Raw genomic sequence first — 22,454 nt, 5'->3', positions numbered from 1 at the left:
AATAGAACAAACATGGAGATGGTACGGACCAAAAGATACGGTGCCACTTTCTCATATTAAAATGGCAGGAGCTACTGGAATTGTAACGGCTTTGCACCATATTCCAAATGGTACTGTTTGGACAGTTGAAGAAATTCAAAAAAGGAAAAAAGAAATAGAAGATGCTGGTTTAACTTGGTCAGTAGTTGAGAGTATCCCGGTTCACGAAAACATCAAGACGCGCAAAGGCGATTATAAAAAATACATTGAAAACTACTGTCAAAGTATTGCTAATCTTGGTGCTTGCGGTATCGATACAGTTTGTTATAATTTCATGCCGGTTTTAGACTGGACAAGAACCGATTTGTCTTTTGAAGTAGAAGATGGTTCTAAAGCTTTACGTTTTGACCGTATGGAATTTGCTGCTTTCGAATTGTTTTTGCTAAAAAGAAAAGGAGCTGAAAACGATTATACAGCAGAAGAAATCGCTAAAGCTACGAAGGTTTTCGAAGCGATGAACGAAGACCAAAAAACATTATTGGTTAAAAATATTATTGCCGGATTACCGGGAGCTGAAGAAGGATATACAGTTGAGCAATTGCAGGTAGCATTAGATGATTATGCTGAAATTGGCGATGCCGAATTGAGAAATAATCTATACGAATTCTTAAAAGAAATCATTCCGGCTGCTGAAAAAGCAGGAATTGTAATGGCAATTCACCCTGATGATCCACCTTATGCAATTTTAGGTTTACCAAGGGTTGTAAGTACTGAAGCAGATGCCAAACAACTAATTGAAGTAGTTGATAGTAAAAGTAACGGATTGTGTTTTTGTACCGGTTCTTATGGAGTAAGAGAGGATAATGATTTGGTTGGAATGGTCGAAAGATTAGGTCACCGTATCAATTTCATTCACTTGAGAGCAACTAAACGTGATGCTGAAGGGAACTTCTACGAAGCAGACCATTTGGATGGCGATGTTGATATGTACGGCGTGATGAAAGCTATCGTTGAAGAACAAGCTAAAAGAATTGCTAATGGTCGTCCTGATTACCGATTGCCAATGCGTCCTGACCACGGTCACCAAATGTTGGACGATTTAGATAAAAAAATGAATCCGGGTTATTCTGCAATTGGTCGCTTAAGAGGTCTAGCCGAATTAAGAGGTCTGGAACGAGGAATCAGAGGAAATCAAAATTAATACGATTTAAAGGAGCAATTTTTTTGCTCCTTTTTTGTTTTATTATTTTAATAGTTGTCTTTTAAAATATTTAATTTTACTATTAATAAATTAAAGCCCTATTAAGTCTACATATTCTTAATCTCTTAATGGTTTAAAAAAACTAAACGTAAAATATGGATCTCTTAAAAATACAGTTATTATGGTGTTTGCTACTCTTGTCTTTTTTTAAAGGTTTTGCGCAGCAAGAAACATTAAAAGACAATACTAATGATGTTAAAATTGATTCTTTGTACCGTGAAGATCAGTTTTATTTTGCTTTTACCTATAATACTTTTGAAAATAAACCAACAGGCTTAAACCAACAGAAATTTTCTATTGGAGTTGGCGCTGGGTTTTTAAGAGATATGCCAATCAATAAAGACAGAACTAAAGCCTTTGCTACGGGTATAGGTGTGACTTATAATAATTACAATCAAAATCTAGGAATTTCCGGAACAGCTCAGAATGCTACTTATACAATTTTGGGGACACAATCTAATTTTGATAAAAATAAATTTACGCAATTATTAATTGATGTTCCTTTGGAATTTAGATGGCGTACTTCAACTTATCAGAGTTATAAGTTTTGGCGTATTTATGGCGGAATGAAATTTAGTTATTTAGTATATAGCAAATCAGTCTTGAATAATAACGAAGGGCAAACAGTGATTACTAATAATAATGATTTTAATAAATTACTCTACGGATTATATCTTTCAGCCGGTTATAATACTCTAAATGTATATGCCTATTACGGTTTGAATCCTTTGTTTAAATCGGCAGAAATTGATGGTGTTAAAGCGAAAATGAATGCTTTAAATGTAGGGGTGATTTTTTATATCTTATAACCACAAATAAAGCAAAAGAATTTGCGGTATGCTACCTATAAGTACACCGTATATCAGTTCTCTGGGTGTATGTGCTCCCATTATTAAACGTGAAGAAGCAACTAATCCATTCATGAGTACCAAAAAAATGATCATAATGGAGTTAGCCGATTGATGGTGCATGCTTAATCCAAATACAAAAAAAGTAAGGGCACTCAAACCCATCATATGTAAACTTGCTTTTTTATTCGCAAAAAGTAAAATCAAAGCAATTAAAGTACTTGATAAAGCACCAAGTATAAAAAAATGAAGTTCAGGATACAGTTCTAAAGTGATACTTTTTTTAACCAATAGAATCAATAAAAAACATTGAACCACTAAAGGGAACTTTCTCTCTGATAATTCAGGAACCATTATCGATGAAATCCTTCCTGTAAATCGAAGCAGAAAGAAAAACAGAATAGGAATTACAAATGTGATTACAGTTACTTCCAGTAAAACCAGGTATTTTTCTTTATTGAAAAAATAAGAATGATTTGAAAAAAGGTAAAAAAGGGTAGCGTATATCGGGATGAATACCGGATGAAAAATATAAGAGAAAAAAGGGAAAATTCTTTTTGGCATTATGAAATAGCTTAGACTCACAAATATAACGAAAGTTGTAAAAAGTCATTGTCTATTCTGATTAGTTTTATTTTGAGTCCCTTTTTTTAACTTCAACTGTGTGGTTTCAATTTAAAAAGAAGTCTTATTTTTGAGGAAGTATTTAGTCTTAATTCCGTTTTTTAAATCAATGAGTATAATAATAAAAAACTGCATCTCCATTCTGGACGCTAAATGGTTTGGGATTAATCCCGAAGCAACCATAGATAATATATCGATTGATAGCCGTTCGCTGCAAAATAGTACACATACGCTGTTTTTTGCTTTAGTTGGTCCTAACAATGATGCGCACCATTATATCAAAGATTTAATTGAAAACGGAGTGCAAAATTTTGTGGTGAATCATATCCCGGCAGAATTTGAAAATCAAGCTAATTTTTTAGTAGTTGAAAATTCCCTGGTGGCTTTACAGCAATTTGCGGCTTATTACCGCTCTCTTTTCGAATTTCCAATTATCGGTTTAACGGGGAGTAACGGAAAAACTATCGTTAAGGAATGGCTTAATTTCCTTTTAAGCCCTGATTATAATATTATCCGAAGTCCAAAAAGTTACAATTCGCAGGTAGGTGTACCATTGTCAGTAATTGCCATAAACGAAAAACACAATTTAGGGATTTTTGAAGCGGGAATTTCAACCGTTTCCGAAATGGATAAACTGGAAACAATCATCAAGCCTACTATTGGTGTGTTGACTAATATAGGTTCCTCACATGATGAAGGTTTTGCTGATTTGGAAGAAAAAATCCAGCAAAAAATGCTGTTGTTTCAGGATGCCGAAGTTTTGATTTATCAAAAAAGCGCTCAGATTGAAAAACATATTAGTGCTAAAACAAAAGCTTTTTCCTGGAGTTTTAAGAACGAAAATGCCGATGTTTTTGTGTTTAAAAAAGAGATATTCAATCACGAAACGACTTTGTCATATACCTATAAAAGCAATTCTTATGAATTGAAAATTCCTTTTATTGATAAGGCTTCTATTGAAAATGCGATTTCCTGCTTAATGGTGTTGCTGTATTTTGATTACGAAAGTGATGCAATTCAATCGAGAATGGAAATGCTTTTTCCGGTCGAAATGCGTCTGGAAGTGAAAAACGGAATCAACAATTGTACAATCATTGACGACAGTTACAGCTCCGATTTTCAGTCGTTGAAAATTGCCTTGGATGTTTTGGAAAGTCAGAATCAATTCCAAAAGAAAACCGTGATACTTTCGGATATTTTTCAGAGTGGTTTTCCTAACGAACAATTGTATGCTAAGGTGGCGCAGCTAATTGTTTCGAACAAAATCAATCGCGTTATCGGAATTGGGGAAATCATATCAGAGTTTAAAGATACATTTTCGAATTGTATTACGTTTAAAACCACAGCCGAATTTATTTCGAATTTTGAAAAACTGGATTTTTCCAATGAAAGTATATTGATAAAAGGAGCGCGTTCGTTTCAGTTTGAAGAAATTGTTACTTTATTGGAAGAGAAAACCCATGAAACCGTTTTGGAAATTAACCTGAATGCGATCAGCTATAATCTGAATTTCTTTAAATCCAAGTTGAAACCTAAGGTGAAAATCATGGTGATGGTGAAGGCTTTTGGTTATGGAAACGGAGGTTTGGAAATTGCCAAGTTACTTGAGCATCATAAAGTAAATTATTTAGGGGTAGCTTTCGCCGATGAAGGAATTTCGTTGAAGAATGGCGGAATCAAATTGCCTATTATGGTTTTGAATCCTGAAAGTACCAGTTTTTCTGCGATTATTCAGTATGGATTAGAACCTGAAATATATAGTTTGAAAGGTTTGCATGCTTTTTTGAAAATTGCCAAACAAAAAAATATTAGCCATTTTCCAATCCATATTAAACTGGACACAGGAATGCACCGTTTGGGATTTGAAGACAATACGGTCGGCGAATTGATTGCGACTTTAAGAGGTAATACGAATGTAAAGGTTCAAAGCATTTTGTCGCACATGGCTACGAGTGATGATTCGAAACATTATGATTTTGCGCTTTCGCAAATTCGATTGTTTGATAGATTATCCGCTAAAATCATGAATGAATTAGAAATCCATCCTATTCGTCATATTTTGAATACCTCCGGAATTTCTAATTTCCCGGATGCACAATTTGATATGTGTCGTTTAGGGATTGGATTGTATGGTGTTTCTAATGATGCTGAGGAGCAAAAGCAATTGGAAAATGTTGGGACTTTAAAATCCATTATTTCTCAAATTAGAGTCATTCCTGCCGGTGATAGTGTGGGTTATGGTCGCCGTTTTATGGCTGATCAACCTAAAAGAATTGCAACAATTCCTATTGGTTATGCTGATGGAATCTCCCGTGCCTGGGGAAATGGAGTTGGTTTTGTGACTATAAAAGAGCAAAAAGCTACTATTTTAGGAAGTGTTTGTATGGATATGCTCATGGTTGATGTTACTGATATTGATTGTGTTGAAGGCGATGAGGTAATTATCTTTGGCGAAAATCTAAATGTGTCTTTTATTGCTGATAAACTAAATACCATTCCTTATGAGATTCTGACCAGTATCTCGCAACGTGTTAAACGTGTTTTTTACAGATAATTTTTCTGAGGTATTCATTTGTTAAAAAAATATGTTATTTTAGTTCATCTAAATGTTGTGTAACTTATAAAACTAAAAAATATGGGATTTTTCAGTGATTTTAAAGCCTCTTTAATGAAAGGCGACGTATTGAGTTTAGCCACTGCTGTTGTTATTGGTGGTGCTTTTGGTAAAATTGTGGGTTCTGCAGTTGAAGATGTTATCATGCCAATCGTAGGTTTATTGACAGGTGGAATCGATTTTACTACCAAGTTTATTTCTTTAGACGGAAATAGTTATGCTGATTTGGCCGCTGCTAAAGCTGCCGGAGCTTCGGTAATAACTTATGGTAACTTTGTTCAGGCTGTTATTAACTTTGTGATTATTTCATTCTTCATTTTTGTTGTTTTAAGAGCTGCCGAGAAAATGAAAAAGAAAGAAGAAACTCCTGCACCTGCTGCACCAGCTGGACCAACTCAAGAAGAGTTATTAACTCAAATTAGAGACTTGTTAAAAAAGTAATACCGCTTCACTATATGTTCAACTAAACCATGCGCTGCGGCGCATGGTTTTTCTGTTTTGTTATATTTATAACTTTTTGTTACTTTTTGTGAACCGTCTTGTTTTGCTTTGAATATTAATTACTTTTGCAATTCAAAATTTGATTTTAAAATAAAACTAAAGACAAAAATATAGATATGAAAATAGCAGTTGTAGGTGCAACCGGAATGGTTGGAGAAGTAATGTTACAGGTATTGGCTGAGAGAAACTTTGTAAAAGCGGATGACGAATTGATTCTTGTAGCTTCTGAGCGTTCAGTAGGTAAAGAAATGGAATTTCAAGGAAAAACATACAAAGTGGTAGGATTAGCTACTGCTGTGGAGATGAAACCTGAAATTGCGTTATTCTCAGCTGGTGGAGGAACTTCATTAGAGTGGGCTCCAAAATTTGCTGAAGTAGGTACAACTGTTGTGGATAACTCTTCGGCTTGGAGAATGGATCCTACTAAAAAATTAATTGTTCCTGAAATAAATGCTGACCAATTAACAAAAGAGGACAAAATCATTGCTAACCCAAACTGTTCGACTATTCAAATGGTTTTGGCTTTGGCACCTTTGCATAAAAAATACAACATCAAACGTGTAATTGTTTCTACTTACCAATCGATCACCGGAACGGGTGTGAAAGCGGTGAAACAATTAGAAAACGAGTATGCCGGAATTGACGGAGAAATGGCTTATAAATACCAAATTCACCGTAATGCGATTCCTCAATGTGATGTTTTTGAAGATAACGGATACACTAAAGAAGAGATGAAATTGGTTAAAGAAACTAAGAAAATCTTAAGTGATGATTCTGTTAAAGTTACGGCTACTGCGGTTCGTGTGCCTATCGTAGGAGGTCACTCTGAAGCGGTTAACGTGGAATTTTCTAATGATTTTGACATCAATGAAGTAAGAAGCATTTTAGAAAACACTGACGGAGTAGTAGTTCAGGACAACTTACAAGAGTTTGAATACCCAATGCCATTATTCGCTCAAGGTAAAAACGAAGTTTTCGTAGGTCGTTTAAGAAGAGACGAATCTCAAGCAAATACGTTGAACATGTGGATCGTTGCCGATAACCTTAGAAAAGGTGCTGCAACTAACACAATTCAAATTGCTGAATATTTAGTAGCTAACAACTTAGTGTAATTACTAAATCATTATAAATAGAAAAGCTTCTCGATTGAGAAGCTTTTTTTATGGGTTTTTGTTAAAATTAGAATTACATTTTAATTTTAACAATTTTATTATTCTGAATAATTACAAGTTCGCTTTTGCGTTCTTTTTTGAAATCGAGCATTTTTTCATAAGCTTTCTCAAGCCCTTTTAAAATTTTATTTCTGCGTTCTATTTTGGCTTCAGGTGTCATAAGTAATTTTTTAATTCGTTAAATTTTTGTTTATCAAGGATGTTTAATTCATCATTGCTTGATTTTTCAGCTATTAATTTATGCTTACCTTCTGAATTATCAAAGATAAGAACTTGATCTGTAATAGGGATATAAATTTCGAATAAGTTTTTAATTCCTTTGATGTATCTTCTTTCAATAACATCTGTAGGAATGTTATGTCCGCCTTCTAAAACCCTTGTTTTTACTCTTTCTTTAGCTAATTCTGTGTTTTTAAGCCAGAAAAAAAGCAAAGTTACATTATAGTTTTTACTTTTAGCCTCAAGAACTTTGTTTTTGTAACTTCTTGTCGAGAGTGTAGTTTCAAAAGCAAAGTTTTCATTTTGCTGGAGTAATTCGTTAATTCTATGGAGCATTATTCTTCCAGCTTCAAACGATACTTTTTCGGGCTGGAAAGGAGAAAGTCCTTTAGCAATTTCATCAGCATTTACAAACTCTTTACAATCTAAAATTTCAGGTAGAATTGTAAATGAAGCTGTGGTTTTTCCTGCTCCGTTGCATCCTGCGATAATATATAAATTTCTTTCTTCCATAAAAACAAATATAACTAATTTGAGTCAGTATTTTAGGGGGCTTTGCTAGGGATAGTTTTTAGTTAAGAGGGAAGTTTTTGGAGTAAGTGAGTTGATCTTTTCTTTTAATAAAACACATTGAAAGCGTTCTTTTTTGTTAAAATGCCGAAAGAATGAATTCGTGCGGCAACAAGGCTAAATTCATTGCGAGTGATAACGAAGCAATCTCATTATGCTGGGCACAGAATGCAATTCTGCCTAACGTTTGTGTATATCCGAGCGATCAAGTTTAAAATCTGAGCTATCGGATTGGGTGTTTTTTAATAATTTAAAATATTAAAAATTTCTTGTGTTTTGAATCTTATCAATTCACTGTGGTTTTCATTTTTAACTTCAATTTCGTCAATGTATTTAATAATTTCATCCTTGTTATTTTTATATAGTTCAGTGTAATTTATTCTTATTTTTTCTGAATATTCAAGTTGACTTATCATTGTTGCAGATCTTTGGAGAATTGCGTCGAAAAATTCTCTCTGTATTGCTAAGTTTTTCGATGCAAATGACAAAATCTGTTCGTTAATTTTTATTATCCGAATTATTGGATGAGGATGACTGTTTTCTCTGTAGTAGATTTTCTGAAATAAGTTTCCAGAAAAAATGATTATTATATTTCCTGTTGTGAATAGCAGTGCAGTTAAAAAATTAAACAAATCAAATATCTCGAATTGATTATTGATGTTTTTTATTTTTTCTAGTAATTTGTACGTACTCATTGATGAACCAAAAAGGTCAGCATCAAATTCGTATATATGCTTTCTAATATCAAATGGTTTTTCATTTGAATATTGTTCTTGAAGATCAAATGTGTTACTTTCTTTAGCTCCACTTGATTGAATCACGTGTGCAAGTTCATGATAGAAGAGATAGTAAATACAACATGTAGTTGAAATTTTTTTTAATCTTTCTTTATCACTTTCTTGAATAATTAAACTTGAAATATTTTCATAAAGAAATAGCTCAATAGACTCATATATAATATTCTCTAACTTTTCAATTAGTCCTATGTTGAATGTAATTAATGAATGTTGTTTTCTTACAGTCGCTTTTGCATTAAAAGCATAATTATAATTAACTGCGAAGTACAGATTGATTTTCAGTTTTTCAGATGCGTTGTTGCATAACTCAACACACTTATTAATACATTTCAAGGCAAAATCTTCGTTTTTAAATATTTTGAATTCTGACTCATCAAGTAAGTGTAGTCTTAATTCAGGAAAATGAATTTTAGCTTGATGAATGTGAGTAGAATAGTTCATAAAATATTTAATGAATGTTATATACACTCAATTTTAGTTGGATTTTATTTATTCTCAAATATACTAAAATATTCCTACAAAAAATATAAAAATCAATTTAACAGAATCATAATCAGCCTACCTTGGATTTCTAAATCCTGCTAACTACCTTTGCACTCTATGAAAAGAAAACAGCTGATATTTAGTTTTACTCTGGCGGTAGCGGTATTGTTCTCGATACTGTTCCAGTCTTTTCATAGTTATGAGCATCTGGAAAAACAGCTTACGCATAAGTTTTGTCAGCACGACCTTTCGCATAATAAACACGAACTAACGCATCAACACAAGGTTTACGAACAATGTTCGGTTTGTCATTTTGCGTTTAGCAGCTTTTTGCAAACTAAAATAAGCAGCTATCATTTCTACGCTGATTTTAAGTTAATTCCTTTTTTTGATAAGGAACAACAAAATATCATTTCTTTCCCGGGCAGTTTATTTGCGCACCGCGGGCCTCCTGCAAGTATTGTTTAATACTGTTTACTTTTAAATTTATCGTTTTTTTACCATTAAGAGATTAAGAGAATGAAGCTTAATCAACTTAATTCCTTAATGGTTTTAAAAAAAAATGTTCATTCGGATAAATCGAAATTGTAAATGGTAAAGTAGTTTTTAGTTCACTAACCCTTTTGTTAAGTGAGTTTAGTCTAATTCCATATTTTCTCATTTTGACTATGAGAAAACAAACAATACAATCATTTTCAATGAAAAAATATATAATAGCCCTGTTTTTAGGGATATCGGCTTTGGTACAAGCCCAAAATTCACTCTCAGGAAAGCTTACTGATGTTCAAAACAAAGCACTTCCGGGAGTTTCGGTTTACATGCCTGAGTTGCACAAAGGAACCACTACCGATGCGCAAGGGGATTACAGTTTTAAAAACCTGCCTAACGGAAATTTTAGAATTGCTTTTACTTATGTGGGTTATAAAACCATCAATCAATTGGTAGAGAAACTGTCTAAAAATACCATTTTGAATATTCAAATGGAAGAGAGTATCCTTGAAATCGATGAGGTAATTGTGTCGACTCCTTTTAACAAGATGCAATCGCAAAATGTAATGAAAGTAGAACACGAAAGTATTAAGGCTTTACAGCAAAAAGGAACTTCTACTTTGATTGAAGGACTGGCAACAATTCCGGGAGTTTCTCAAATTTCGACAGGAACTTCCATCGGAAAACCCGTGATTCGCGGTTTAAGTGGCAATCGTGTTTTAGTCTATTCACAAGGTGTTCGATTAGAAAACCAACAATTTGGTGAAGAACACGGTTTAGGTTTAAATGATGCCGGAGTAGAAAGTGTTGAGGTGATTAAGGGTCCTGCTTCGTTATTGTACGGTTCAGATGCTATGGGTGGTGTGCTGTATTTTAATCCGGAGAAATTTGCCGATGCGAATACTTTTAAAGCCAATTTTAATCAAAAATATTTCAGTAATACCTTGGGCAGTAATGCTTCGGTTGGTTTAAAAACATCGACGGATAACTGGAAATTTTTAGCCAGAGGAAGTTATAATACGCATTCGGATTATAAAATGGGTAATGGTGATCGAGTGACAAATACCCGATACAACGAAAAGGATTTTAAAACCGGAATTGGTTACAGTAATACTGCTTTTTCTACGGTGTTGCGCTACAATTACAACAAATTGGATTTGGGAATTCCAGAAGAAGGCATTGCTGAGCAAACTTATAGTAAAAGCCCGGAATTTCCGCGTCAGGGTGTTTCGAATCATTTGTTGAGTTTGAACAATGTGATTTATTTAGGAAACTCTAAGTTGGATGTAGATTTAGGATATATTTCCAATAATCGAAAGGAATTTGAAGAAAGTAATGATCCATCACTTGATATGATGCTGAACACATTAAATTATAATGCGAAGTATCATTTGCCAAAATTGGGAAAAATAGAAACGATTGTTGGGATTCAGGGAATGCATCAAACGAATAAAAATTCGGGAGAAGAATATTTAATTCCGGATGCGACGACCAATGATTTTGGTGTTTTTGGAACGGCTAATTACGAATGGAAGTCGAATGTGCTGCAAGCCGGATTGCGTTTTGATAATCGAAATTTAAAATCGTTGGCTCATGAAGCTGAGGAACATGAGGAAGAAGAAGAGCATGAGGACCACGATCATGAACATCACGGCGGTGATTTTGAAGCATTGAATCGTTCGTTTAATAGTGTCAATGCTTCTTTGGGCTACAAAACCAATCTTTTACAAACTCTTGTTTTACGAGCCAATGTAGCTTCGGGGTTTAGAGCTCCTAATTTAGCTGAATTGACTTCAAATGGTGTACATCATGGAACAAATCGATATGAAATTGGGAATGCTAATTTGAAAAACGAACAAAACTTGCAAACCGATTTGAATTTGGAATATAAAAATGCCCATTTTGAGTTTTTTGTAAACGGATTTTACAACCATATTAATAATTATATCTATGCTGCTCCAACAGATGAATTTGTGGAAGACAATGTTGTTTTTGATTATGTGCAGGATAATGCAAAATTGTATGGTGGAGAAGTTGGTTTGCACATCCATCCGCATCCATTAGACTGGTTGCATTTTGAAACTAGTTTTGAAACCGTTACCGGAAAAAAAGACAATGGCGATTACTTGCCATTAATTCCGGCGAACAATTGGAATAATACTCTTAGAACCGAATTTAATATCAAAAAATGGCTGAAAGAAGGTTTTGCAAGTTTGAATGTGAGTTCTACTTTTAATCAAAATAATGTGAGTGGTTTCGAAACTAGTTCTGATGACTATACTTTGGTAAATGTTGGTTTAGGCGGAACGGTTGATTTGGGAAAATTAGTGTTTGATGTGAATTTGAATGCTAATAATCTTTTTGATAAACAATATATTAGTCATTTATCCAGATTAAAAACCGATGGAATTTCTAACATTGGAAGAAACATCGTTCTGGGATTGAATTTTAATTTGTAATTTTTTTAACCGCAAAGGATATAGAAAATGTTTACCGCAGACTTCCAGATTTAAAAAATAATCTTAGAATCTGCGGTATTTTTATTCTTATTTTTGTTTTAATCAGTAGTAAGAAACTATGAGAAATGTAATTATTATAACCACAATTATCTCTTCAGTAATGACATCATTTGCCCAAAAATCAAAATCTATTCATTATCCGCAAACCCGAAAAGATGGCACTGTCGATGAATATTTTGGAACTAAAGTAAATGATCCTTATCGTTGGCTGGAAGATGATCGGTCGGCGGAGACCGAAGCCTGGGTAAAGGCACAAAACAATGTTACCAATGCTTATTTGGAACAAATTCCGTTTCGAAATCAGCTTAAAGAACGATTAGAAAAACTTTGGAATTACGAAAAACAAGGAGCGCCATTTACCGAAGGTGATTTTACGTATTGTTACAAAAACAATGGTTTGCAAAATCAATCGGTTTTGTTCCAAAAAAATAAAGCAGGCAAAGAAACCGTTTTCCTGGATCCTAATACTTTTTCTAAAGACGGAACGACTTCATTAGGGGAAGTTTCTTTTTCTAAAGATGGTTCAAAAGTGGCCTTTTCCATTTCTGAGGGTGGAAGTGACTGGAGAAAGGTAATTGTGAAAGATGTGCTGACGGGAGCAGTTTTAGAAGATACTTTGGTGAATGTGAAATTCAGTGCTTTGTCTTGGAAAGGAAATGAAGGTTTTTATTATTCCAGTTATGAAAAACCGGAAGGGAGTGAGTTATCGGCTAAAACGGACCAACATAAATTGTATTTCCACCAATTAGGAACTGCCCAAAAAGCAGACAAAGTAATCTTTGGCGAAAGCCAAAAAAGAAGGTATGTGGGTGGAAAAGTAACCGAAGACGATCGTTATTTGATTATCACCGCGGCCAATTCTACTTATGGAAATGAGTTGTATGTAAAAGATTTGGCGGATTCTAATAGCCCAATTCAAACAATTGTTTCTGATTTTAAAAATGATTATACCGTTTTGGAAAATGAGGGTTCTCAATTATTTGTTGTAACAGATAACAAGGCACCTAATAAGCGAATTGTAGTTATTGATATAAACGTACCAAAATCTGAAAACTGGAAAGATTTAATTCCTGAAACCGCTCAGGTTTTAGAACCATCAACCTGTAGTGGGTATATTTTTGCTCATTATATGAAAGATGCGGTTTCATTAGTGAAACAATATGATTATTCAGGGCAATTGATTCGTGAAATTCAATTGCCTGGTTTAGGAACTGCCGATGGTTTTAATGGTAAAAAAATGGATAAGCTGGCTTATTTTACATTTACAAATTATATTGTACCGGGTACAATTTATGCTTTAGATTCAAAATCAGGAGAGACCAAAGTGTATCAAAAATCCAAATGTCAATTCAATTCAGAAGATTATGAGTCTAAACAAGTTTTTTATACTTCAAAAGACGGCACTAAAATCCCAATGATTATTACCTATAAAAAAGGCTTAAAATTAAACGGCAAAAACCCAACTATTTTATACGGTTATGGTGGTTTTAATGTGAATTTGACACCTGGTTTCAGTCTTTCCAATGCGGTTTGGATGGAAAACGGAGGGGTATATGCAGTGCCTAATTTAAGAGGTGGTGGTGAATACGGTAAGCAATGGCATGATGCCGGAACGAAAATGCAAAAACAAAATGTTTTTGATGATTTCATTGCAGCCGGAGAGTATTTGATTGCTGAAAAATATACGAGTTCAAATTTTCTAGCTATTCGTGGTGGTTCGAATGGTGGTTTGTTGGTTGGAGCAGTAATGACACAAAGACCTGATTTGGCCAAAGTTGCTTTGCCAGCCGTAGGGGTTTTAGATATGTTGCGTTACAATGCGTTTACAGCCGGAGCCGGTTGGGCTTACGATTATGGAACCGCTCAGGACAATAAAGAAATGTTCGAGTATTTAAAAGGCTATTCGCCTTTGCATAATGTAAAAAACGGAGTGCATTATCCAGCAACAATGGTGACAACAGGAGATCATGATGATAGAGTTGTACCAGCACATAGTTTTAAATTTGCTGCCGAATTACAGGCGAAACAATCTGGGGAAAATCCAACTTTGATTAGAATCGACGTGAAAGCAGGACACGGAGCCGGAAAATCAGTAGCGGCAACAATTCAGGAAAATGTGGATATTCAGGCTTTTACTTTGTATAATATGGGAATTTTAAAAATAGGAAAATAAGATTCACAAATTTTTACTAATTCATTCGTTTTTTGATTTTCGGTTTATTAAATTAGAGAAATAATTATTAATCAATCTAGTTATGAAAATACAATTTAATACCGATAAACATATTGAAGGACATCAAAGAGCAGAAGCTTATTTTGCAAATGAAATAGAAACTGCATTAGCGCGTTTTGAAGAGAGAATTACGCGTATTGAAGTGCATTTTGGACATGAAAATAGTGCTAAAGACGGAGTGAAAGATAAACGTTGTTTGATCGAGGTACGTCCTGCTAAATTAGCGCCTCTGGCAGTTACAGAACATGATGAAACTAATGAAAAGGCTTTTAGAGGAGCATTAGAAAAAGTGAAAAAAGCATTGACTACAACTTTTGAAAAGCAAAAGGAGCATTAAAATAAATAGGCTTCATAAAAAAAACAGTTACTTTATCGGTAACTGTTTTTTTTTATTTGTAATCAATTCATCTTTATGAATTGAATAATAAATTAGCAAGTAATTCATCTCTTTTGTAAATATCGTTGTAGAAATGAATAGTACCATCATTATCTACCCAGGCCGTGAAATAACCTATGTAAACAGGGATTTTATTTTTTAGTGTGTACCAACTTTCTTTACCGCTGTTCATGGCTTCTTCAATTTTTTCAGGAGTCCATTTTGGATCGTCTTTTAAAATTTCTATTGCCAATTCTTTAGGTTTTGCCACACGAATACAGCCATGGCTAAAGGCTCTGGTTTCTCTTTCAAATAGACTTTTAGAAGGTGTATCGTGTAAATAAATATCATTGGAGTTAGGAAATAGAAATTTGATTAATCCTAATGAGTTTTTAGGGCCGGGTCTTTGCCTTACTTTGTTATCGTTCCATTCCATATCATGCTCGGCTAAATAGTTTTTATTTTGAGCGATACCCGGCAAGATTTCATTTTTTAAAATACTGTTGGGGACATTCCAGTACGGACTAAAAACAATATATTTCATAGGTGCACTAAAAATGACCGTTTTATTCATGGTTTTACCTACCACTACTTTTGAACGTAAAACGACTTCTTGGTTTTTGAAATAAGAAAGTTGAAAAGATGGAATGTTAATGGCGATTAATTCTTTGGATTTAGGGATGTCGCTTGAAACCCATCGGCAGCGTTCCATGTTAACGATAATTGTTTTTATCCACTCACTAACGGGGATGTTTAAATCCTGTATTAATGATTTAGAAATGATGCTGCTCGAAAGCATTCCTCTTCTTGATTTGTAGTTTAAAACAGCTTTAGATAATTCTTTATCATAAATTGGGCTTTGCGAATTTGATTTTATGTCACCAGTAGTGTATAATCGTGTTCTAATTTGAGCGATAGTGGCCGAACTGTCTCCCATTTTAAAAGCCGTAACGGCTGTGTCCATCGAGATGCTGTTCCAACCTCCTTTTTTTTCAATTTCCCGGTATTTTTGAAGTGCTTTTTTAAGTAAAAAGTATTGGCCAAAAAGATTTTTTTCTTCTTTGTTAATGAGTGATGGATTAGTCAAAAGTGAATCCAGATAACTAACGTATGGCATTTTTTTTCGGGGAATGTACCATTCGGTTTTAGCTGATTTTTCAGAGTCCAAACCATGATATACGTTTTTTGCATAGAACATGTACCAGGCTGAGTTGAGTAGTTCGGTTTCTAAATCGGTTTTTTGGTTTTTTTCTAAGTTGCTGCGTATTTCTTCCAGTTTTTCTTTGTAAGGCACTTTTATTTGAAGACCTTCTTCGTCCAGATTGTTGATTTTGTCATATAATAGATTGGCAAATTCGTTAATGCCATTTTTGTCAAACCAAACATATTCGTAATCGTGTTTTTGATATAGTTTTTTGACATCGCCTTGGTATTCTTTTAATAAAGGATAGTTCTCAAAAAAATGGTTTACTGCAATACTGTCAAAATCGGAATGATGTTGCGCTGTTATAGTTTCGTTTTTTGCTAACTGATTTTCTTCTTTTTTTTTGCATGAAAAAAATAGAGAAATCATCAATAGAAATAGTATCGAGGTGGAGAAGATTGCGTTTTTCATGATAAGCTGTTTTAGTTTAATCTGAATAGGATAAACAAAGTAAGCTGCTTTTAGCTACGAAAAATTACAACTTTTTTTAATTGTTTTATGTTTTAATGCTTTTTTTGTTTGGGTTTTATAATTGAGTAGCAAAGATTTTGGTCTTTAAAATTGTTATATTCTTCAAAATTTAAGTTTTTTTATAACAAAATTATTTCGGGATAGCTAAAATAGGGGGTTTTGTTATGAAGTTGCTTATTTTGTACGGCTGGAGGTTTAAAATGTAAATTATTTTTAAATTTGCCCCCGAAATTTAATGGGTTAAACTAAGAAAACATGAAAATTGAAAAACGCTGGATTATTTCTTTTATAGTAATTAGTATTGTTTGTATTTCGGGACTTTTTTGGGAAGTGCCTCTGGAACCTAAAGCAGTTCATTCTCAATTTGGGACTATTGAGCAAATTATTCCTGCAGATGTAGCATGGATGCTTACTTCTTGCTGTTTGGTTTTAATTATGACTCCAGGTTTAGCTTTCTTTTACGGAGGTATGGTAGGCAAGAAAAATGTTATTTCTACAATGTTACAAAGTTTTATTTGTATGGGAGTTGTAACATTGATATGGGTAGTGGTTGGATTTAGTTTGGCTTTTGGAGAACCTATGGGGATTCATATTGGAGATGGTTTTTATAGTTTTGTAGGAGACCCAACAACTTTTACCTTTTTTGATTATGTGGGTGTTTTGCCGCATAAATTAATTGCAAGTACAGTGCCTTTTATGCTTTTTGCTTTGTTCCAAATGAAATTTGCCATTATCGCTCCTGCAATTATTACGGGTTCATTTGCAGAGCGTGTGCGTTTTATTTCGTATTTACTTTTCATTTGTTTGTTTAGCATTTTTATCTATTCGCCTTTGTGTCATGCCGTTTGGTACCCAACGGGAATTTTAGGTTCATTCTTTGGAGTTAAAGATTTTGCCGGAGGAACAGTAGTGCACATGAGTGCTGGATTTGCAGCTTTGGCAGGTGTTTTAGTTTTAGGAAAAAGAAAAAATAGTAGTCATGTGCCAACTAATATTCCATTTGTGTTGTTAGGAACAGGGATGTTATGGTTTGGATGGATTGGTTTTAATGCGGGTTCTTCAATGGAAGCTAATGGAGTAGCAGCAATGGCTTTTGGAACGACAACAACAGCGTCGGCTGCGGCTATGTTAACTTGGATATTTTTTGACCGAATCAACGGTAGAAAAGTGTCTGCTCTAGGAGCCTGTATTGGTGCCGTAGTAGGTTTAGTTTCAATTACACCAGCCGCTGGATATGTGTCGGTTCCGGAAAGTATGTTTTTTGGATTTGTAGCAGCCTTAGTTTCAAATGTAATTGTGTATTCTAAATATTTAAAAGGAATTGATGATACACTTGATGTGTTTGCCTGTCACGGTGTAGGTGGGATTATGGGGATGATTTTGACTGCTATTTTTGCACACGGAGAAGACGCTAGTTTATTACACGGTGGATGGGGTGTTTTTGGACATCATATGACAGCATTGTTGTTAGTTTCCATTTATACTTTCTTTGGAGCTTATTTATTGTTTAAAATAACTGATAAGATTATCCCAATGCGTGTTTCTGAAGAAGCAGAAAAAATGGGATTGGATTTATCGCAACACGACGAAACCTTGTTTCCTATCGAATGTGCTGAATAAGTTGTTTCTAAGTTAAGTTTATAGGCTCGGGCAAGTTTTTATTTTGTAAAAGCTTGCCCGAGGTCTTATTTATTTGATTAATTTTGCGCAAATATTTAAAAAAGAGTGGGAAGTAAAAATAAATTAAAAAGATTCAAGGAGAACGAAACATTCAATAATGTTTTTCAACCTACAAGAGAAGAAGTAGTTAGTAATTCGTTTCCTTTAAGAGGAAAATGGAATGCCGATTTTTTTAAAAATGACAACCCTATCGTTTTAGAATTAGGTTGTGGAAAAGGAGAATACTCTGTTGGACTGGCTGAAAGATATCCAAATAAAAATTTTATTGGTATTGATATTAAAGGAGCCCGTTTTTGGAGAGGTGCAAAAACAGCAGTGGAAACTGGTTTGCATAACGTTGCTTTCGTTCGTACTCAAATTGAATTAATCAATCATATTTTTGCTGAAAATGAGGTGGATGAAATATGGATTACTTTCCCGGATCCTCAGATTAAGTACAAGCGTACCAAACATAGAATGACCAATTCGCAGTTTTTACAGTTGTATAAAAAAATCCTTAAAAAAGACGGAGTAGTCAATCTTAAGACTGATAGCGAATTTATGCATGGTTATACATTAGGCTTGTTGCATGGTGAAGGTCACGAAGTTTTGTATGCCAATCATAATGTTTATGTAAATGAAGGAAGTCCGGAGGAAGTGACTGCTTTTCAGACCTTCTATGAAAAACAATATTTAGAAATTAATAAAGCAATTACTTATATCCGCTTTAGAATTAAAGATTAATTTTTTGCTATAACAACTCAGAAGATTTCTATAACGGCTTATGAATTTAATTATTTCCTTATTATCTGGTTTTATTTCTGCCTTTATAGGAATTACTCCTCCGGGTTTGTTGAATATGACAGCAGCCAAAGTAAGCATGAAAGATGGAAAGCGTGATGCTTTTTGGTTTGTTTCAGGTGCTGTTGTTGTTATTTTTCTTCAAGTTTACCTAGCGGTTTTATTTGCACAAATTATCAATAGTAGGCCAGATATTGTGTTATTGTTGCGTGAAGTTGGCTTTGTTGTTTTTGGTGTTTTAACAGTGTACTTTTTATGGATAGCCAAAAAACCAAAAATTAAGAAGCCCAAAATAAAAAAGCAAAGTAAAAAGAAACGTTTCTTCTTGGGAATGTTATTGTCAGCATTAAATTTTTTTCCTATTCCTTACTATGTTTTTGTTAGTATTTCACTTTCGTCTTATGCGTTGTTTACATTTGATCTGATTTCTATTTTGATTTTTGTAAGCGGAGCAGTCATAGGCTCTTTTCTTGTGTTTTACTTCTATATTGTGTTTTTTCAGAAAATTGAAAAAAAAGCAGATTATCTTCTTCAAAATATGAATATAATAATAGGTTCAATTACAGGTCTTGTTTCTTTGATTGCCTTGATTAATATAGTGCAGTATTATTTTTGATAAATTTTAGGGTATTTCTTTTTTATATTGCACAAATGCTTTAAACTAAAAACGGATATGCCGGAAAATTTGAATAACGCTAACTTTTTTGAAAAAGTCTATGCAGTAGCTAAGCAAATTCCATATGGAAAAGTAACTTCTTATGGAGCTATTGCTAAATATCTAGGCGTATCTCGTTCAGCTAGAATGGTAGGTTGGGCAATGAATGCATCACATGCTATGCAAGATATTCCAGCACACAGAGTAGTAAATCGAAAAGGCATGCTTACAGGCAAATTTCACTTTGATGGAACTAATTTGATGCAGCAATTATTAGAGAGTGAAGGGCTTGAAGTGGTTGATAATCAAATTGTGGATTTTGAAAAACATTTTTGGGATCCGCAAGTGGAGAATCCTGAATTTAAGTAGTTAAAAATCACAATGAAAGACTTTATCGTTAGAACTGATTACGCTATTAATAAATACAATTTTAAATGCTTTAAATTAAGAACTTAATCTATTATCTTTGCAATCTGAAATCAGTTTAAATAAATCTTTGTTTTGAACTGAAAATAGCAATTGAATATTAGTAAACTTAGTAATGAAATTAGATAGAAAAGAAATTCTTAAAGCTTTAGAAACAATTACTATTGCAGGAGAAGGAAAAAACATGGTGGAAAGTGGTGCTGTTAGTAATGTAATCACTTTTGGGGATGAAGTAGTAGTTGATTTAGTTTTACATACACCGGCAATGCACATTAAAAAACGTGCAGAAGACGATATCAAAAAAACAATCTTAGAAAAAGTTTCAGCAGAAGCTAAAGTTAAAGTCAACATTAAAGTTGAAGCTCCTGAAAAACCTGAAATTAAAGGTAAAGCAATTCCTGGTATTAAAAATATTATTGCGGTAGCTTCCGGAAAGGGAGGAGTAGGTAAATCTACCGTAACTGCTAATTTGGCTGTTACTTTAGCTAAAATGGGTTTCAGTGTAGGTGTTTTAGATGCTGATATCTACGGGCCGTCTATGCCAATTATGTTTGATGTAGAAAATGAAAAACCTATTTCGGTTACTGTTGATGGAAAATCAAAAATGAAACCTATTGAAAGTTATGAAGTAAAAATGCTTTCTATAGGATTCTTTACTTCACCAAGTCAGGCTGTAATCTGGAGAGGACCTATGGCTGCAAAAGCGTTAAATCAAATGATTTTTGATGCCGATTGGGGAGAATTAGATTTCTTATTGTTAGACTTGCCTCCAGGAACAGGAGATATTCACCTTTCTATTATGCAATCTTTGCCAGTTACGGGTGCTGTGGTAGTTAGTACTCCTCAGGCTGTAGCTTTAGCCGATGCTAAAAAAGGAGTTTCGATGTTTATGTCAGAAGCGATTAATGTTCCTGTTTTAGGAATTATTGAAAATATGGCCTATTTCACACCTGAAGAATTACCAAATAATAAATACTATATTTTTGGTCAGGAAGGAGCTAAAAATTTAGCTGAAGATTTAGCAGTTCCATTTTTAGGAGAAGTGCCAATTGTGCAATCAATTCGTGAAGCAGGAGATTATGGTCGTCCGGCAGCCTTACAAACCGGTTCAGTAATAGAAACCGTTTTTGAAAATATTACTCGTAAAGTAGTGGAAGAAACAGTAAGTAGAAATGAAACATTGCCTGCTACTGAAGCTATCAAAATTACTACTATGGCTGGTTGTTCAGCAGTAAAAAAATAATTTAAGAGAAAAAATGACAACAGAAGAATTAACAATTGAAGTTCAGAAAGCACTTGCTGAAATCAGACCTTTTTTAGAGTCAGATGGAGGAAACATAAGTCTTATTGCTATTGAAGACGATAAGCATGTAAAAGTGCGTCTTGAAGGAGCTTGTACTAGTTGTAGTGTGAATCAAATGACACTTAAAGCTGGTGTTGAGACTACCATCAAAAAGTTTGCTCCACAAATAGAAACTGTTGTAAATGTCTTGTAAGACTTTTGTCTAAAGATTATTTGCTGTAAATAAAAAAGATCAATCAATTCCAAATAGAAAAAATGGATGTTTTAATAAAAATTAAAGATAGAGAAGGAGTTATTCATGAATTACAGGCTCCTACTGATATGGCTATGAATATCATGGAGCTTTGCAAAGCTTATGAGTTACCTGTAGAAGGTACCTGCGGAGGAATGGCTATGTGTGCTTCTTGTCAATGTTATGTGTTAAATGATGTAGCATTACCGGAAATGGGAGAAGACGAAGAAGCAATGCTTTCTGAGGCTTTTTATGTAAAATCAAATAGCCGTTTAGGGTGTCAAATTCCAATTACGGTTGATTTAGAAGGTTTAGAATTAGAATTAGCTCCTGAGAGTTAATAGAGTTATATAAGTTTAAAAGGCTTGTTTTTAATTAAGAAAACAAGCCTTTTTTAGTTTTGTAATATGGCTACTGCTTTTGGAAGAAGCCTTTTTACAAATAGAGCATAGGCTTCTTTAGATGGGTGTAATCCGTCAGTAGCGACTAATATGCTGTTGTTTAATCCTTCTTGTGTGATATCCGTGATGTTTACGAATGTTATATTATTAGCTTCACAATACGATTGTGCAAATGTATTATAGCGTTTGATTTCCGTAGTAATAGTTTCAGGATTGCCAAAACTTTGGCCAAAATAAGTGTAGGCGTAATCAGGTATGGAAACTACAATAAGGTTGTTTTTATCTCCCTTAGCCAGAGAAATTGCTTTGCTAACTAATTGAGGGAATTCCTTTTCATAAATGCTGAAAGCGATATTTTGATACTGGTTGTTTACTCCAATTGAGAGTGTAATTAGATCGTATTTGGCTGTTGGGGTATTACTTTCAATTGCAGTAATTAAATTGTTTGTTGTCCAACCTGTCCGAGCGATAATGTCTAATGAATAATTATTTTGAAGGCACATTCAGAAGTAATCTATCTTTTGAATAAAAATTAAAGAAAATGACCGATTTTAGATATCCATTATCGGTCATTTTTGCTTTTTGAGATTTTTCAAGATATAGTTTCGGCTAAAAAA

22 protein-coding genes are annotated in these 22,454 nt (G+C 33.8%); 16 read left to right on the top strand and 6 right to left on the bottom strand.

The features are described 5' to 3' along the window. The first annotated feature begins 1 nt into the window (after position 1). Both uxuA and AAEO59_RS14715 read left to right on the top strand, forming a co-directional pair. Positions 2–1,180, top strand: a complete 1,179-nt coding sequence (gene uxuA / locus AAEO59_RS14720) for a mannonate dehydratase (RefSeq protein WP_341701519.1) — start codon at positions 2–4, stop codon at positions 1,178–1,180. 155 nt (positions 1,181–1,335) lie between these two features. Then, positions 1,336–2,049, top strand: a complete 714-nt coding sequence (locus tag AAEO59_RS14715) for a porin family protein (protein WP_341701511.1) — start codon at positions 1,336–1,338, stop codon at positions 2,047–2,049. On the opposite strand, the gene AAEO59_RS14710 is transcribed toward AAEO59_RS14715, so the two are convergent. Beyond that, entirely contained in the window at positions 2,044–2,652 is a 609-nt protein-coding gene (locus AAEO59_RS14710; protein ID WP_341701510.1) for a hypothetical protein, read from the bottom strand. The two genes, AAEO59_RS14715 and AAEO59_RS14710, sit on opposite strands and share 6 nt — an antisense overlap. 169 nt (positions 2,653–2,821) lie before the next feature. Here AAEO59_RS14710 and AAEO59_RS14705 point away from each other — a divergent pair, with 169 nt between their 5' ends. The 3 genes from AAEO59_RS14705 (at position 2,822) to AAEO59_RS14695 (ending at position 6,939) form a co-directional block, all read left to right on the top strand. Continuing rightward, positions 2,822–5,266, top strand: coding sequence for a bifunctional UDP-N-acetylmuramoyl-tripeptide:D-alanyl-D-alanine ligase/alanine racemase (locus AAEO59_RS14705; RefSeq protein ID WP_341701509.1), 2,445 nt, complete (start codon positions 2,822–2,824; stop codon positions 5,264–5,266). 81 nt (positions 5,267–5,347) lie between these two features. After that, complete coding sequence (gene mscL, locus AAEO59_RS14700) at positions 5,348–5,767, top strand: large-conductance mechanosensitive channel protein MscL (RefSeq protein WP_341701508.1); 420 nt, start codon at positions 5,348–5,350, stop codon at positions 5,765–5,767. Between the two features lie 176 nt (positions 5,768–5,943). Then, positions 5,944–6,939: an aspartate-semialdehyde dehydrogenase gene (locus AAEO59_RS14695; RefSeq protein ID WP_341701507.1), complete on the top strand. Its 996-nt coding sequence runs from the start codon at positions 5,944–5,946 to the stop codon at positions 6,937–6,939. Between the two features lie 73 nt (positions 6,940–7,012). On the opposite strand, the gene AAEO59_RS14690 is transcribed toward AAEO59_RS14695, so the two are convergent. From AAEO59_RS14690 to AAEO59_RS14680, 3 genes are all read right to left on the bottom strand, one after another. Beyond that, complete coding sequence (locus AAEO59_RS14690) at positions 7,013–7,159, bottom strand: hypothetical protein (RefSeq protein WP_341701506.1); 147 nt, start codon at positions 7,157–7,159, stop codon at positions 7,013–7,015. After that, positions 7,156–7,731 carry a zeta toxin family protein gene (locus AAEO59_RS14685; RefSeq protein WP_341701505.1) on the bottom strand — a complete coding sequence of 192 codons (576 nt, stop codon included), beginning with the start codon at positions 7,729–7,731 and terminating at the stop codon, positions 7,156–7,158. The genes AAEO59_RS14690 and AAEO59_RS14685 overlap by 4 nt, the downstream gene beginning before the upstream one ends. Before the next feature lie 299 nt (positions 7,732–8,030). Next, positions 8,031–9,026 carry a hypothetical protein gene (locus AAEO59_RS14680; RefSeq protein WP_341701504.1) on the bottom strand — a complete coding sequence of 332 codons (996 nt, stop codon included), beginning with the start codon at positions 9,024–9,026 and terminating at the stop codon, positions 8,031–8,033. Positions 9,027–9,185: 159 nt separating this feature from the next. Here AAEO59_RS14680 and AAEO59_RS14675 point away from each other — a divergent pair, with 159 nt between their 5' ends. The 4 genes from AAEO59_RS14675 to AAEO59_RS14660 all read left to right on the top strand — a co-directional run bounded on the left by AAEO59_RS14675 (position 9,186) and on the right by AAEO59_RS14660 (position 14,646). Next, positions 9,186–9,536: a hypothetical protein gene (locus AAEO59_RS14675; RefSeq protein WP_341701503.1), complete on the top strand. Its 351-nt coding sequence runs from the start codon at positions 9,186–9,188 to the stop codon at positions 9,534–9,536. Positions 9,537–9,766: 230 nt separating this feature from the next. Further along, positions 9,767–12,016 carry a TonB-dependent receptor gene (locus tag AAEO59_RS14670; protein WP_341701502.1) on the top strand — a complete coding sequence of 750 codons (2,250 nt, stop codon included), beginning with the start codon at positions 9,767–9,769 and terminating at the stop codon, positions 12,014–12,016. Positions 12,017–12,134: 118 nt separating this feature from the next. Next, the gene (locus AAEO59_RS14665; RefSeq protein WP_341701501.1) at positions 12,135–14,249 is read left to right on the top strand and encodes a prolyl oligopeptidase family serine peptidase; all 2,115 of its coding nucleotides are present in this window, start codon (positions 12,135–12,137) and stop codon (positions 14,247–14,249) included. Between the two features lie 82 nt (positions 14,250–14,331). Beyond that, positions 14,332–14,646, top strand: a complete 315-nt coding sequence (locus tag AAEO59_RS14660; protein ID WP_341701500.1) for an HPF/RaiA family ribosome-associated protein — start codon at positions 14,332–14,334, stop codon at positions 14,644–14,646. Between the two features lie 73 nt (positions 14,647–14,719). Here AAEO59_RS14660 and AAEO59_RS14655 read toward each other — a convergent pair whose 3' ends face one another. Then, a complete protein-coding gene (locus tag AAEO59_RS14655) occupies positions 14,720–16,300 on the bottom strand; it encodes a L,D-transpeptidase family protein (protein ID WP_341701499.1) in 1,581 nt (526 codons plus the stop codon). 315 nt (positions 16,301–16,615) lie between these two features. Here AAEO59_RS14655 and AAEO59_RS14650 point away from each other — a divergent pair, with 315 nt between their 5' ends. From AAEO59_RS14650 to AAEO59_RS14620, 7 genes are all read left to right on the top strand, one after another. Beyond that, on the top strand, positions 16,616–17,980 hold the full coding sequence (locus AAEO59_RS14650; RefSeq protein WP_341701498.1) for an ammonium transporter: 1,365 nt from the start codon (positions 16,616–16,618) through the stop codon (positions 17,978–17,980). Positions 17,981–18,085: 105 nt separating this feature from the next. Next, positions 18,086–18,763: a tRNA (guanosine(46)-N7)-methyltransferase TrmB gene (trmB, locus tag AAEO59_RS14645; RefSeq protein WP_341701497.1), complete on the top strand. Its 678-nt coding sequence runs from the start codon at positions 18,086–18,088 to the stop codon at positions 18,761–18,763. Positions 18,764–18,803: 40 nt separating this feature from the next. Beyond that, complete coding sequence (locus AAEO59_RS14640) at positions 18,804–19,436, top strand: LysE family transporter (RefSeq protein ID WP_341701496.1); 633 nt, start codon at positions 18,804–18,806, stop codon at positions 19,434–19,436. 57 nt (positions 19,437–19,493) lie between these two features. Further along, the gene (locus tag AAEO59_RS14635) at positions 19,494–19,844 is read left to right on the top strand and encodes an MGMT family protein (protein WP_407934938.1); all 351 of its coding nucleotides are present in this window, start codon (positions 19,494–19,496) and stop codon (positions 19,842–19,844) included. Positions 19,845–20,016: 172 nt separating this feature from the next. After that, positions 20,017–21,144 (top strand): Mrp/NBP35 family ATP-binding protein, encoded by a 1,128-nt coding sequence (locus tag AAEO59_RS14630; RefSeq protein ID WP_341701495.1) that lies wholly within the window; start codon positions 20,017–20,019, stop codon positions 21,142–21,144. Between the two features lie 13 nt (positions 21,145–21,157). Next, positions 21,158–21,397: a NifU family protein gene (locus AAEO59_RS14625; RefSeq protein WP_341701494.1), complete on the top strand. Its 240-nt coding sequence runs from the start codon at positions 21,158–21,160 to the stop codon at positions 21,395–21,397. A gap of 62 nt (positions 21,398–21,459) precedes the next feature. Further along, complete coding sequence (locus AAEO59_RS14620; RefSeq protein ID WP_341701493.1) at positions 21,460–21,777, top strand: 2Fe-2S iron-sulfur cluster-binding family protein; 318 nt, start codon at positions 21,460–21,462, stop codon at positions 21,775–21,777. Positions 21,778–21,830: 53 nt separating this feature from the next. Here the strand turns inward: AAEO59_RS14620 and AAEO59_RS14615 are convergent, their stop codons facing one another. After that, a complete protein-coding gene (locus AAEO59_RS14615; RefSeq protein WP_341701492.1) occupies positions 21,831–22,340 on the bottom strand; it encodes a GDSL-type esterase/lipase family protein in 510 nt (169 codons plus the stop codon). Positions 22,341–22,454 lie beyond the last annotated feature (114 nt).

Source organism: Flavobacterium flavipallidum (assembly GCF_038289905.1).
GTDB lineage: Bacteria > Bacteroidota > Bacteroidia > Flavobacteriales > Flavobacteriaceae > Flavobacterium > Flavobacterium flavipallidum.
Note: the sequence above shows the minus strand (reverse complement) of the source record. Positions and strands in the feature narration are given on the sequence as shown.